General features: G+C 59.6%; 14 protein-coding genes. 4 read left to right on the top strand and 10 right to left on the bottom strand.

The window, feature by feature from the left end:
• Positions 1-12: 12 nt before the first annotated feature.
• On the bottom strand, positions 13-582 hold the full coding sequence (recR, locus tag DXY16_RS03905) for a recombination mediator RecR (protein WP_244281534.1): 570 nt from the start codon (positions 580-582) through the stop codon (positions 13-15).
• Between the two features lie 102 nt (positions 583-684).
• Between recR and psbP the strand changes: the two genes are divergently transcribed.
• From psbP to DXY16_RS14605, 3 genes are read left to right on the top strand one after another with little or no spacing between them, the layout of a single operon-like run.
• The gene (psbP, locus tag DXY16_RS03900) at positions 685-1,239 is read left to right on the top strand and encodes a photosystem II reaction center PsbP (protein ID WP_115119678.1); all 555 of its coding nucleotides are present in this window, start codon (positions 685-687) and stop codon (positions 1,237-1,239) included.
• Positions 1,240-1,285: 46 nt separating this feature from the next.
• The gene (locus DXY16_RS03895) at positions 1,286-2,599 is read left to right on the top strand and encodes an NHLP bacteriocin system secretion protein (protein ID WP_115119676.1); all 1,314 of its coding nucleotides are present in this window, start codon (positions 1,286-1,288) and stop codon (positions 2,597-2,599) included.
• Positions 2,599-2,769, top strand: coding sequence for a hypothetical protein (locus tag DXY16_RS14605; protein WP_170953830.1), 171 nt, complete (start codon positions 2,599-2,601; stop codon positions 2,767-2,769). Before DXY16_RS03895 ends, DXY16_RS14605 begins: the two co-directional genes overlap by 1 nt.
• Positions 2,770-2,797: 28 nt before the next feature.
• Here the strand turns inward: DXY16_RS14605 and DXY16_RS03890 are convergent, their stop codons facing one another.
• The 5 genes from DXY16_RS03890 to DXY16_RS03870 form a co-directional block, all read right to left on the bottom strand.
• Positions 2,798-3,967, bottom strand: a complete 1,170-nt coding sequence (locus DXY16_RS03890; RefSeq protein ID WP_115119674.1) for an FUSC family protein — start codon at positions 3,965-3,967, stop codon at positions 2,798-2,800.
• A complete protein-coding gene (locus DXY16_RS03885; RefSeq protein WP_115119672.1) occupies positions 3,964-4,917 on the bottom strand; it encodes an aromatic acid exporter family protein in 954 nt (317 codons plus the stop codon). Before DXY16_RS03885 ends, DXY16_RS03890 begins: the two co-directional genes overlap by 4 nt.
• Positions 4,918-4,971: 54 nt before the next feature.
• Positions 4,972-5,916 carry an LCP family protein gene (locus tag DXY16_RS03880; RefSeq protein ID WP_115119670.1) on the bottom strand — a complete coding sequence of 315 codons (945 nt, stop codon included), beginning with the start codon at positions 5,914-5,916 and terminating at the stop codon, positions 4,972-4,974.
• Positions 5,917-5,986: 70 nt separating this feature from the next.
• A complete protein-coding gene (locus DXY16_RS03875; RefSeq protein WP_115119668.1) occupies positions 5,987-8,089 on the bottom strand; it encodes a cation:proton antiporter in 2,103 nt (700 codons plus the stop codon).
• Between the two features lie 32 nt (positions 8,090-8,121).
• On the bottom strand, positions 8,122-9,927 hold the full coding sequence (locus DXY16_RS03870; protein ID WP_115119666.1) for an ABC transporter ATP-binding protein: 1,806 nt from the start codon (positions 9,925-9,927) through the stop codon (positions 8,122-8,124).
• Positions 9,928-9,998: 71 nt separating this feature from the next.
• On the opposite strand from DXY16_RS03870, the gene DXY16_RS03865 reads away from it, so the two are divergent.
• Positions 9,999-10,196 (top strand): hypothetical protein, encoded by a 198-nt coding sequence (locus DXY16_RS03865; protein ID WP_115119664.1) that lies wholly within the window; start codon positions 9,999-10,001, stop codon positions 10,194-10,196.
• Positions 10,197-10,279: 83 nt separating this feature from the next.
• On the opposite strand, the gene DXY16_RS03860 is transcribed toward DXY16_RS03865, so the two are convergent.
• The 4 genes from DXY16_RS03860 to DXY16_RS03845 all read right to left on the bottom strand — a co-directional run bounded on the left by DXY16_RS03860 (position 10,280) and on the right by DXY16_RS03845 (position 13,640).
• Positions 10,280-10,651: an RNA-binding protein gene (locus tag DXY16_RS03860; protein WP_115119662.1), complete on the bottom strand. Its 372-nt coding sequence runs from the start codon at positions 10,649-10,651 to the stop codon at positions 10,280-10,282.
• Positions 10,652-11,054: 403 nt separating this feature from the next.
• Positions 11,055-11,345: a hypothetical protein gene (locus tag DXY16_RS03855; protein WP_244281533.1), complete on the bottom strand. Its 291-nt coding sequence runs from the start codon at positions 11,343-11,345 to the stop codon at positions 11,055-11,057.
• Between the two features lie 4 nt (positions 11,346-11,349).
• Positions 11,350-13,179, bottom strand: coding sequence for a DEAD/DEAH box helicase (locus DXY16_RS03850; RefSeq protein ID WP_115119658.1), 1,830 nt, complete (start codon positions 13,177-13,179; stop codon positions 11,350-11,352).
• A gap of 104 nt (positions 13,180-13,283) precedes the next feature.
• Entirely contained in the window at positions 13,284-13,640 is a 357-nt protein-coding gene (locus tag DXY16_RS03845) for a phosphomannose isomerase type II C-terminal cupin domain (RefSeq protein WP_244281532.1), read from the bottom strand.
• Between the last annotated feature and the right edge of the window lie 8 nt (positions 13,641-13,648).

Here is a 13,648-nt window from a genome sequence, read left to right as displayed (position 1 = left end):
CTCATCCTCGACTTATTCAACGGCGCGTCGCCCTTCCAAGGCTCGGGACAGGGTGACATCGTCGGCATATTCCAGTTCGCTACCCACCGGTAATCCGTAGGCGATCCGGCTCACCTCGGTAAAGGGTTTGAGCAACCTGGCCAAATAAAGGCTAGTGGTATCTCCCTCCACGCTTGGAGTGAGCGCCAGGATCACTTCTTTGATGCTGTCTTGCCCGACCCTTTGCACCAGGCTGGTGATCTGGAGCATCTCTGGACCGATTCCGTCCATCGGCGAGATCAGTCCTCCGAGGACGTGGTACCTGCCGCTGTATTCACGGGTGCGTTCCAGAGCGAGAAGATCGCGGGAATCCGCGACCACGCAGATCAGTCCGTTGTTGCGTTCTGGGTTGCGGCAGATTTCACAGGTCGGTTCGGCGCTGAGGTGGAAGCAGGTCTGACACTGGCCCACCTGGCTGCGCGCGGCTAGCAGCGCCTCGGCAAAGCTCTGGATCTGTTCCTCCGGTTGGCGGAGCAGATGCAGGGCCAGCCGCTGCGCGGTTCGGGGGCCGATCCCCGGCAGCCGTTCAAATTGATCGATCAACCGGGCCAGCGGTCGGGTGAAGCCGCTCAGTGGTTTGCTGCAAGTGCCGGAAATCTAGGCAGGCCATCCAAGGCAGAATGTCTTCAGGTCCTGATTCTGTAGATGCCTTCGTTGCCGCACTCTTCGCTGCGTCTGCTGATGTCGCTGCTCTGCGTTGTGATGCTCACAGCCTGCAGCGGTACTGCAGCCGGGCTCAATTCCTTCCAAAGTCCAGATGGCCGCTACGCCTTTCTTTATCCAAGCGGCTGGACCCGGGTGGCAGTCAGTGGCGGGCCCCAGGTGGTATTCCATGACCTGATCAACAGTGATGAAACCGTGAGCCTTGTGGTCTCAGAGGTGGATGCCGATGATGAGCTCCAACAATTGGGCAGTGTCGTGGCTGTTGGTGAGCGGCTTCGCCGGGATGTGATCGCTCCGGCTGGCAGCGGCCGCGATGCAGAACTGGTCGAGGCTCGAGAGCGTGAAACGTCGGGCCACACGTTCTATGACCTTGAATACGCCGTCCATCTCCAGGATCGTGACCGCCATGAATTGGCCACGGTGGTGGTCGATCGTGGTCGCCTCTACACCTTGGCGGCAAGTACGAATGAGCTTCGTTGGCCCAAGGTGAAGGGTCTGTTTGAACGGGTGGTCAGTTCCTTCACCCTTTTGATCTGATTCTCCGCACAAGACAGGTCGATGGGAACACGTCAAGCTTGCGGCTATGAGGTCTCTCCCATCCATCCGTAGCCTGAGGCAGCGCTGGCATGATCTGAGCGATCACCAGCAGGTCGGTGTTTCGTTGGTGGGGGTCGCCGGCCTGTTCTGCGGCTGGTTGCTGTTTTGGCCTGTGCCGACCCAGGTGCAGGGCAAGGGGGTGCTGATTTATCCAGACAACGCCGGCATCCTCAATGCCCGTGCCGGTGGTCAGGTGTTGACCGTGGCCGTGAAGATTGGCGATCGGGTTCGCAAGGGTGAGGAGCTGATGCGCCTTTACCTGCCGGTACTGGAACGAGAGCTCGAACAGCAGAAGGGCAATCTCGCCCAGCTCCGTCGACAAAACACTGACCTGAATCAGCGTGATGCACTGCGTCTGTCGACGGCTCGTGCAGCTCTAGAGACCACCCTTGCCAAGCTCATCGATGATGAGAAGCGGTTGAGCCAGCTGCTGTCCACCTACAACGCCAAGGTCACCAATCTCAACTGGCTTGCTCGCCGTTCTGTGGTGGCACCACTCTCGGAAGCCGTGGTTTCTGCCGAGCAGGGGCTGACTGGCACAAGCGTTCAGCTGGATGACGTCAAGATTCAGCGCAAGCAGGCGATGACAGCCTTTCAGCAGATTGAGCTCGGAATTGAAACCGAGCAGTTGAACCGCAACTTCGCTATCGCGGATCTAGAGCGGCAGATTGCGGTCACCGAAGCCAAGATCGCTTACGACGGCACAGTCAGTGCTGGGCGTGACGGTGACGTTCTTGACCTCCAGGTGATTGCCGGCCAGACGATCAAGATTGGCGATCGCCTCGGCACCATTGGCCGTGGTGCGAACTCGGAACAACGGGAACCCAGTGACCTGATGGCCGTGGCCTACTTTGCACCTGCTGATGCCCGGCGTCTGCCTAGGGGGTTGCCTGTGGAGGTCGTACCGCTCTGGAATCAGCGAGGTCGTTTTGGTGGCATCGAAGGATCGGTCCGCTCTGTGCTCAGTCTGCCGGCAACGGCAGACGATATCTCCACCACGATCGGCAATCCGCAGCTGGCTGAGGAGCTCGTCAAGGATGGTCCCGTGATGCGGGCAGAGATCGACCTAGCCCGCGACCCTCGCTCCGATGATGGCTACCGCTGGACCCTGTCCCAGGGGAGTGGGGTCTTCCCAATTCGAGATGGTCTCACCATCGATACCTTCGCCTACGTCGAATGGCGATCGGCGATTACCTATATCTTGCCCGGAATGCGATCGCTCACGGGTGGCTATCGCACCCTCCGCATTGACCGACTCTGGGATCTTCCCTTTCTACGTCAGCCCGGTACCTCTCCCTGATGACTCTGAGACCACTGTTGCGCCAGGAGCTTCCTTGGCTGATCTCCGAAGTTGTTTTGCTGGTGGTACTGATGAACGCCAACCCTCCGGAGCTGTGGTTCTGGCTTGTGGTGTTTCTGGTGATCTTCGCCTATCGGACCGAACGCTGGTGGACCTCGCGGCAGCGCTGATCACAGAGGTCAGTGGTTGCCCTGCCCCTCAATGGTTTGGTGTTGACGTTGTCTGCTGAAGCTTTCTCCTGCTTGCATTCGATGATGCGTTGGTCATCGTTGCGATCCCCTCGCTGATCACGACAAGTTGTTCGATCAAGGTGCTCCGAACGATCAGTTGGCGCAGTCTGGAGCTGGGCAGATCTCCGTCCAGTGCCTTGCAGGTGCTGGTGAGTTGCTGGTTCAGTTGCTCCCCTTTTTGGTGCAGTGCCGTCACCGTCTTGTGTAGGCAAGCAGCCTTGAACGCGGTGTGGCCGGTTTGCGTCAGAGTGCTGAGATCACGAACCAGCATCGTGAGCAGCTGTTCCATCAACTGCAGGACCTCAGCTTCCCGGTGATGGAGTTGTCTTAGAGGTTCAGGACCGTGGATTGGTATGGGCAGGCACGCCATCCCGGACACCACGCTCACGGTTTGGGAGCACATCCAGTCGATCTGGCCCCAGAGCAGATAGAGGGGCTGTTGCTCTGGGTTGAGCCCGAGCTCCAGCAGAGCGTCTTGCCTCTTCAGACGGATGGCAGCCAGCTGATGCAAGAGGTGATTGCGTTGCGTCTCACGGCGGGGTGAGCGGTTGCTGCCTGGTCCCTCCTGATTCAGGCGTGACGCTTCCTCGCTCAATTCCTCTGCGATCGCCTGCATCAGTCGCCCCTGCTGGCGGTGTAGATCGGGAATCGCTTGGCTTGGCCAGATCCAGCGGCTGGCCCAGAGAGAGAGAGCGATGCCGAGGGCTGTCCATACCAATCGCAACGGGCCCCAGGTTGTTTCCGTGGCGCTATGGACCAACCAACCCATCACGATGATGTTGCCGGCCACTTTGTACCCCACCTCAAGGCCGAGCATCCCCCCCAGCAGCCGCGTGCTGCCAAGGGCCATCCCGATCGCCAGAGCTAGGGGAAGGGCCAGGCTCTTGGAAAAAATGATCAGAAGTAGGACGCCCATCAACGATCCAAGCAGGCGTTGCACTCCCAGCTTCAGGGCGTTGCCGTAGCTGCTTGATAACACCGTCGCCGTGGTCATCGGCAGGTAGTAGCCGTAGGGAATCGGACTGAGTAGACCGAACCCCGCTGCTAGGCCTGTCACGACGGCCAGCCGCAGGTCACTGCGCAGTAACCAGGGTCTTTGATTGGGGCGACGTCTGCTCTGCGTGGTTGCGTTCCTCACGTCACCGCAGCCTCAATCCGTTCCTGGCTGCGCAGCAACCAGCGCAGCCGTGTGACCTCCTCCTCTAATGCGATTCGTAGCGGTGTCTGAGAATGGTCTGTTCCGCCAAGGTGTAGTCGGCTCCAGCCTTGGGCTTGGTGGTGATCAAGCTGTTGACTCAGTTCAGGCATGGCATGGTCATGGTGGCGGTAGAGCCGTTCCAATAGACGCTCCACCAGCAACCAGCGCGGCTGCAGTGTGCTCCAGAGCAACACGCGTTGCCGCCAGCGTTGACGTTCCAGTCTGGAATGGCGATGGGGTTCGAGGCTTGTCTCTACCGCGACGAGGCGCTCCATTTCCAACAGGTTGCGCGTCACGGGTTCGGCATTCACCGCTGGTACTGACCCGCCCTTTGCGAGGGCTTGTTGGTGGAGCGCGAGGCGCTGGTGCAGTATCTGCTTCTGCAGTTCATTCAGTTCCGCCAGGCGCGCCAGTCTGTTCTTTGGCCAGAGCAGCCGTCCCATGATCAGGGCCACCACGATTCCGATCAGGGTGTCGACGCTGCGGTTGAACACATACCCCCAGTTGAGCAGCGAATACCCGGGAATTCCAAGGAACATGATGGTGATAACGGCTGCGGTCGAAAGACCGCTGCTCCAGCCAAGGCGCCGCAGTAGAGGGATGCTGATCAGCAGGCTGACGAGGATGCCGATCCAGCCAGACAGGATGGTGTGCACAATGAAGGTGACCAAGCCACCTGTGATCGTGCCGAGTATCCGCCCGCGGGCAGCGCGGAACGTGTTCTCATCCTGATCGTCGACCACAAAAATCACCGCCATCAGGGGATACCACAGGTAGGTGATGCGTTCGAAGTGCTGGGCGATCGCACAGGTGATCAGAACGCTCAGCCCTAGGCGCAGGCTTTGTCGCACCAGGTTGCTCTTCACCGATGCCATTGCAGTCGTAGCCATTGTGCGTCCAATGACTCACTTCAGCTTGATCTCTGTTGCCCAGCTCTCCGCCCCTTAAAACTGTGGTCGGTATCGCCAGTTGCTGTTGTTGCTTTCGGAGTGCTCCTCCTCTGAATGGGGTCGTCTCCGGGAGTGGCTGGGCCATTGGGTATCGAGGTAGCTGATCCCATCACGCTCGAAGGGGGTCGCGTCCAACCGTTCAGCCTTGAGGTCAGTGGTGCCCATCGCGGTGATCAGGCCACCAAGTTCCATCGGGCCGAGATCGGTGTTGAGGTTGCGACCGGCGGCTGAGATTAAGGCCGGAAGACGCATGATGTTGTCTGGTTTGGTCAGTGATCCAAACAGGCTTTTGATCACGAGTTGCTGGCGTTTCAGCCGGCCGAAATCTCCTTCTCCATCATTACGCCAGCGGAGAAATCCCTCCAGATCCCGACCTTTTAAAACTTGGCGTCCGGGCTGTAGGTCGATGTAGAGCCCTTGTGAATTGTCAACGTAGTAGAGCCGTTTGGGGACATCGATCGTGACGCCACCCATCAGATCGCTGATGCTGCGGATCCCTTCCAGATTGACGAGGATGTAATGCTGAATCGGTCGACCCATCAGTCGACTGAGTTCTTGCTTCACGGCATCGGTACCGCCGTAGGCGTACAACGCATTCGCCTTCATTGGGCCGAACCGGGCCGAATTGACGTAGCTGTCTCTTGGAATCTGTGTGATTTTTGTCTGACTGTTGTCCACCCGGATCGTGAACATCGTGTCGGTGTTTCCCCCGCCGGCATCCATGCCGAGTACGACCACTTCGCGATCGCCAATCCCGGTCCAGGCGGTGAACGGATTGGTCAGGGGAAGTCCCAGCAGCGCTGACTGCCGATTGCTCTCCGGCACCAGCATTGTGGTGAGTGGTAGAGCCAGCAGCAACCCTGATCCCAACCCGAGCGCGATGGCGATCCCCAGGGATCGAGCACGCGGGCCAACCCGCTCGGGCTCAGGTGTTGTCATGAAGCAAGTTTAGGTCGGTCTTAGTCTCTTCTTTATTCAATCTTTGGTTTTTTGCAGAGGCGCATCGCGCCTAGAGCAGCGGTTCGCTGATCACCATGGATGGACATGGCAACTGGTTGATCAGGCTGCTGGTGCGATCGCTGGCTGGGATCCGCAGGCCTGCGACACGACGTCGCTGCGAGCGCAGGATGACGAGATCGTGATCCCAGCTCAGTCGCTGGATCGTTTGGTCAATACCGGGCCCACGCACCAGTTCGATTCGGATGCTCTGCCCCATCGTGTTTTGTGGAATCCAGCGATTCAGTTCTTGCTCCATCCAGGCGCGATCTTGGCGGCCGAAGCGAGGGTCGTGAATGTGCAGCAGGGTGATGTGAGCGGGTTGCCGTTCTGGACAGGACGCCATCAGCCGCAGTGCTAGCTCGAACTGTTCTCGGGCACTGGCCGATAGATCTTTGATCGGCACAAGGACTCTGCCGAGCTGTTCCGGTGCCTGGTCCCCCAGGTTCACAACAACCACGGGGCAATGGGCGGTGCGGCAGACGCCGTCGACGAGATCGCCAAACAGCCAGTTCCGCAGTTTGTCAGGGCGACCGGTGCCGATCACGAGCAGGTCAGCACCTTGCTCAAGGGCGCTGCGGCTCATGCCACCGGCGATGTCTTCATCAAGACGGAGCACCCCGTGGGTGGTGACCTCGAGATCCTGACCGATCAGCGCTGCCTGACTGAGGCGGGCACGGGCTGCGGCGATGGCCCGGTTCAGCCCACCCCGGGCTTCCTCCACGCTTGGGCACACCAGTGCCAGGGGAATCAAGGTCCCGGAGGATCCCGTGGCATTGCTGCCGGTGAGCAGCTTTGAGGCGATGCTGAGCAGTCCTTGTTCGGTGGCTGGATTCGCCACGGGAACGACAATGCTCAGCGGGCGCTGAACCACATCCGAGGACCCGCCAGCGTCTGCGTTGGTTTGGGATGGCGCTGTTGGGTTGCGACTCGGATCGCTGGGGGCCACCAAGCGGGTGACTGAACGTGTTGTCAGCACAGGACCCAGCGTGGCGGTCACCACCATCACTGCCAGCACGCTGTTCAGCACCACTGCATCGAGCAGACCGGCCTGGTAGCCCACGAAGGCGGTGGCCAGGGTCGCAGCCACTTTGGGCATGGCCAGTGACCACATCATCAGAATCTGGTTGCCGTTGTATCCGAACAGCCGACCGGCGATCAGGGAGGCCGCACCTTTGCAGCCAAGGGCTCCCACCAGCATCAGTGCGGTGAATTCAAAGTTGCTGATGCTGGCCCCCAGGCTGTTCACATCCAGCAGCAGCCCGAGATGGATAAAGAAGATCGGGATAAAGAGGGCGCCACCTACGAAGATCACCAGTTCCTTGGCCTTGCCCTCCGGCAGCACAGAGTTCACGGCAAGGCCGGCGAGGAACGCACCAACGATCTTTTCGACCCCTGCCAGCTCAGCGCCGAGTGAGGCAACGAACAGCACCAGAAGCACCGCCAAGAACACCCTGTTCTCATCGGTGATGGTTCGGATCCACAGTCGCTTGCCCACCGCTCTGATCCCAAAAATCACCACGGCCGCAAACGCAAGAATGCTGGTCAGCAAGCTGACCAATCCCATAGGCGTGAGGCTGCCCTTGCCGAGGCCAAGGGCAACGGCCAGTAGGACTAAGGCGGAGATGTCGGTGAGGATCGTGCTGCCGACGCTGACGATTACTGATTCGTCGCGCTGGGCGCCATAGCTGCGAACGATCGGATACCCCAAAGGGGTATGAGTGGCCATAAGCGCCCCGAGCAACAGGCTTGGCACCAAGCCGAAGCCGAACAGCTGGCCGATGCCAACGCCAGTGCCGACGCCGAGCAGAAACACCAAGATGCCGAAGCTGGCGGACCTGCGCTTGACCCGGTTGAACTCTTCAAGGTCGATTTCCAATCCGACGATGAACAGCAGATAGATGGCACCGATATCGGAGAGCAACCGAATCGTTTCGCCGTCGGCTTCTAGCCAGTGGAGACCGTGGGGGCCTGCGGCCAGACCGGCCAGCAGCAGACCCACAAGATCAGGCAGGCCCAGACGCCTTATCAAGGGCGGCACCACGACGATGATGGCGACCAGCAGGGCGAAGATGCCGAGCGGGTGGTGCATCAGATGGGAGAGCGTGGCACCCATGGGGAGAACAGTATGGGGAGGACGAGGGCGCTTTAGAGCGCCAGTGTTTCACCAGGCAGAAGGCCCGCCTGCACACGCCAGAGGTCCGCATAGGCACCGCCCTGCATGAGCAGGGTGTGGTGCTGACCTTGTTGCACGATGCGACCTTGATCCATCACCACAATCTGATCAGCGTGGCGCACGGTGCTGAGACGGTGTGCAATCACCAGTGTGGTGCGGTTGGCCGTGATCTGCATCAACGAACGTTGGATCGCTGCTTCGGTTTCGTTGTCCACTGCAGCCGTGGCCTCATCCAGCACCAGGATGGGAGCATCCTTGAGAATCGCCCGTGCCAACGCGATTCTTTGCCTCTGGCCTCCGGATAGTCGTTGCCCCCGTTCACCCACAACCGTGTCGTAACCCTCGGGTAGGGCTGAGATGAAGCCGTCAGCTTCCGCTAGCTCAGCTGCCTGGATCACGGCAGCTCTGGAGGCTTTGGGATCGGCGTAGGCGATGTTCTCTGCCACCGTTCCATGGAAGAGGTACACGTCCTGACTGACCAGCGCGATGCAGCGGCGAAGGTCTCCCAAATCGATCGCTTCGATCGATTCGCCATCGAGAGAGATACTGCCGTTGCTCAAGGGGTAGAGACGCAGAAGCAGCTTCACAAGCGTGCTTTTGCCCGATCCTGTTGCGCCGACGATCCCGATCGTCGCCCCGGCCTCCACATGCAGGCAAAAGTCCTGCAGCAGTAAGGGGCGATCGCGGTAGTGAAAGCTGACGTTCCGGTAGTCGATCACTCCGCTGACGCTGTTTGGGCTGAGACGTTTGTACCCGCCCTTGATCAAGATCGGTGTGTCGATCAGGTCAAGCACCCTTCGGGTGGAGGCCATCGAGCGTTGATAGTCATCCAGGGTGCGCCCCAAGGTTGTGAGGGGCCAGAGCAGTCGCTGGGTAATGAACACCAGAAAGCTGTAGGTGCCGATCGAAAGCTCGCCTTGCCAGGTCTGCAGCCCGCCGATGATCAGGATGGCAATGAAGGCGAACAGAATTGCGAAGCGGATCAGAGGGATGAACGCGGCAGAGAGTCGGATCGCCCGTCGGTTGCTCTGTCGGTAGGCGTCACTGTCTTGACGCAGTTGCTCCAGCTCCCAGGCTTCGGCGGTGAAGCTCTTAATCGTGAGCATGCCGCTGATGTTGTTGGCCAGGCGTGAGCCGAGATTTCCCGCTCGCTCACGCACCTCGCGATAGAGCGGCGCCAGGCGCCGCTGAAAGAGCAATGAACCCCAGAGAATGACAGGGATGGGCAAATAGGCGAACAGGGCGACACCGGGAGCCATCACCGCCATCGCTCCTCCCACCAGAACCACCGTGGTGATCAGTTGCAGAATCTCGTTGGCGCCTCGATCGAGGAAGCGTTCCAGTTGATTGATGTCTTCGTTCAGTACGGTCAACAGCCGACCGCTGCTGTCGTGTTCGAAGAAGTCCATCTCCAGGTTCTGAAGATGGCTGTAGGCCTCCAGGCGCACGCTGTGCTGAGTGGTCTGGGCCAGGTTTCGCCAGAGCACTCCATAGAGGTACTCAAACAAGGATTCGGCGCTCCAGACGATGAAGGAGGCCACCGCAAGGACCAGGAGTTGGCTCGGCACATCATGCGCTCCGAGCTGTGATAACCAGTCCATCTGTTGCTGATCAATGCGGCTGGAGGCCAGCACCTCGACAGCAAGGGCGATCAAGACTGGCGGAGCAAGATCGAAGAATTTATTGATCACTGAGCACAATGCTGCCCACGTCACCAACCGCCTGTGGGGGCGGAGATGGAGTAGCAGCCGCTGCAGAGTTGAGCCCTTGGCAATCAAGCGTTCTGTTGCGAAGGAACGGTTTTTTCTTGTTATCAGTTCTAGACCTCTCTTAGAGCGATGAGGTGTTCATGACCCGTTCCCGTTCGATTAATCGATTTCACCGCTTTGTGGCACGCAAGCGTCGTCGCGGCCTGCGCTCAGTCCTCCCCCATCTGCGCCCAGATCGGAGCGAAGCTGTGGATCAGCTCGATCTCTCTAACCGGTTGATCGCTCGATCCGAGCAAATGGATCTTCGCCAGGAGCTGGACGAGCTCGGCACGAACTGAGGCTTTCGCTCCTCGTTGCTAACAGCAAAAAGGCCACCGCTTGCGCAGGTGGCCTGAATGAACAATGAGGCGAGGTGGTCAGTTCACCAACGGTTTCCGCCACCGCCACCGCCACCGCCGTAGCCGCCACCGCCACCGCCACCGCCGTAGCCGCCACCGCCGCCACCGCCGTAGCCGCCGCGGCCACCGCCACCGCCACCGCCACCGGTACGCTCGCGGGGGGTTGCTTTATTGACGCGGATCATCCGACCCATCCATTCAACGTTCTGGAGGTCATCGATGGCCTTCTGCTCGTCGGCATCGGTATTCATCTCAACGAAGCCGAAGCCGCGTTTGCGACCGGTTTCCCGGTCGAGGGGGAGGCTGGCGCTCTTAACTTCGCCGTACTGGCTGAACAGGTCAAGCAGGTCTTCCTGCTCAGCCTGGAAGGAGAGGTTGCCGATGTAAATGGTCATTCCTGTGGGGACCGTTGGACGTGTGTGATCAGTGAAGTCGTGGTCCGAAAAGGATGTCCTTGATGCTGGAGCTGTTGAGCTGAAGCTGGGGGAGCGAGCCGATCAGAGCCGAACGCTGAAGCTGATGCCGCTCCACGCTACAGGGCCAGGTGGGTCGATCTCGGCCTAACAGACTGTCACAAGAGCCTTCAAGGGGTTCTCTTGAATCGCTTGAAGGCAGACGGGTGTGGATCGCAGCACACCTGCTTTTTACGCTTGAAAGCATCTCGGATGGAGTGGTCTGTCGCTCGGAGTGCGCCAGCGCGTGGTTGAACTCGATCAGAGCAGTTGGAATCCCCTCAATGCTGAAAGTGTGTCCTTCTGGCTTGCGTGGGGGGTGTCTGTCCAGCTGTTTTTCGATGTTTCAGAGCTTGTAAATCGAGGCTGCTTTGGACTTGCAGGTGGTTTGGGCTGCGTCGATCGAGGCCCCAGATTTCACTTCATCGAGGAAGCAACGACAGGTGTAGCTTCCCATCCCATCCGGTGGGGATTGACCGGCGTGGGCCATGGCTGCATTGAAGCTGGCTAGACAAAATTGTGTAATCAGTCCGTCATCTCCTTCTGCCCAGGCGTCACCTGGCAGTGCCGCCATCGTTGCTGACAGGCCAATTGGCACCAGTGTCGCCTTGAGCAGAGCAGGCATACGAGATGACATGGATTTAAGTAGCGGGCCGAATCTGTAGTTCTCTGTTCATCACCTTGAGCCGCTTCAGAGACGCGAAAACATCCTGTGGCATGCCTTTGGGAAGATCCACAAAACTGTGGGATTCAAAAATTTGAATGCGACCAATCATGCGACCTTGCAGGCCGGATTCATTCGCGATCGCACCAACGAGGTTGCCGGGTTTGACGCGATCACGATGTCCCACCTCGACGCGAAATCGTTCCATATTGTCTTCGGGTGGACGCGACGCGCGCTCGGGTCTGCGGCGATTACCTCTCTCGCCGAAACGGTCGTCGCGACGTTCGAACCGCTGGCGGCCGGTATTTTGCAGCCAACTCTCATCGCCCTGTACCAACAGAGGACCTGTGCCGACGGCAAGGGTCAGCGCGGCGAGCGCAAGCCGGGAGGGTTCGATGTCGTGCTCGTTGCTGACGCGCTGGAGTAATTCCTGCAGCAGGGCGGATTCATCGGGCTGACGGGCTTCGCCAGTGGCCGCATCGGTGAGCCGCTGCCGAAGCTTGTCGAGACGCGCTTGGTTGATCTCCGCATTGCTGGGGATCGCCATTGGCTCGATCTCCTGGTTGACAGCACGCTCGAGGTTGTTGACAAAGCGTCGTTCGCGAGGCGTCACGAACAGAATGGCCTCGCCGGTGCGGCCTGCGCGACCGGTCCGACCGATGCGATGCACGTAGGCCTCGCTGTCGAAGGGCATGTCGTAGTTGATCACTAGACCAATGCGCTCCACATCCAGGCCTCGTGCAGCCACATCTGTGGCGACAAGGATGTTGACCGTTCCCTTGCGCAGCCGTTCCACAGTTCGCTCCCGCTGGTTCTGGGGAACATCGCCATTGAGCACAGCCACATCATGGCCAGCAGCCTCAAGGGATTCAGACACATTGAGGGTGATCGCCTTGGTGCGGGCGAAGATGATCACCCCTTCGCCGGTGACGGCCTCCAGCACCCGGTTGAGGGCTTCAAGTTTGTGGCTGTTCTGGAGGGTGATGCAGCGATGGCGGATGCGACGTGCTTCCTTCTCCTGCGTTTTAATCGTGATCTCAGCCGGTTCGCTGAGGTAGCGCTTGGATAGCCTGCGGATCTCGGAGGGCATCGTGGCTGAGAACAGCACCACCTGCCGCTGTTCCGGCAACTGATCGAGAATCCATTCGACATCGTCGATGAAGCCCATGCGCAGCATTTCATCGGCTTCATCGAGAACCAGGCAGCGCAGGCCGCTGGTGTCGAGCGTGCCCTGACGCATATGGTCCATCACACGCCCTGGGGTGCCCACCACCACATCAACGCCGCGTTTGAGAGCGTGGATCTGGGACCGGAAATCAGATCCTCCGTAGATGGCCAAGACATTGAGATGGGGATGGCCGGCCGAGTAGGCACGGAAGGAGTCCGCCACCTGCATCGCCAGTTCCCTAGTGGGGGCAAGCACCAGAGCCTGTGGGCGTGGGCCATCCTCCTGCAAGCGTTCCAGGATGGGTAGGGCGAAGGCCGCGGTTTTGCCAGTGCCGGTTTGTGCCTGGCCAACGAGATCACGGCCGAGCATGAGCTCGGGGAATGCGGCCGCCTGGATCGGGGAGGGCTCCTTATATCCCTTCTCGTTGAGGGTGTTTAACAGCGCATCGCTGAAGCCGAACTGGGCAAATCCAGAGGGCTCGTCTGGGGTGTCTTCGGTTGTTTCAATCACCGTGGTGAACACCGCGTTGGTATCGCTGGTTTCCTCAGTCGCAGGGGTCGTTTCGCCCTCTGCTGCCAGCTCTGTGGCGCTGAGATCCACTGAGCACGCGAAATCTCCGTGCGCTGCACTTTGAGTCATTTTGAAAAGGCAGTGGCCTGATTGATCCCTGCAAGTCAGGCCGGCAAAGTCCAACACGGCCGAGGCCGATCTGATTGCTTGCCCTTTCTTTCAAGGTTGATTGATCAACTTAACACTCGACCGAAATCATCTTCCAATCGTTCGATGTCGCTTTCCTCAAGCAATGCACCGTGCTGCACCTCAATCAGCAGCAGTCCCTCTTCCCCGCCCTGCGCTCGGTGAATGGCGCCACAGGGGATGTGCAGTGTCATGCCAGGGGTCGCTGAGCTCCAGCGGCCATCGCAGAGCAGAGCGCCGCTCCCTTCCGCCACTGTCCAGTTCTCGCTGCGATGGTGATGACGTTGCAGGCTCAGCCTCTGACCTGCATCGAGCCAGAGTCGTTTGAGCTTGTAACCGGAACCTTCCCGCAGTTCTTCGTACCACCCCCAGGGGCGGATCACCCGTTCATCTGCGCTGCTCACCGTCTCCC

The sequence above is a fragment of the Synechococcus sp. UW105 genome, from assembly GCF_900473935.1.
Classification (GTDB): domain Bacteria; phylum Cyanobacteriota; class Cyanobacteriia; order PCC-6307; family Cyanobiaceae; genus Synechococcus_C.
Note: the sequence above shows the minus strand (reverse complement) of the source record. Positions and strands in the feature narration are given on the sequence as shown.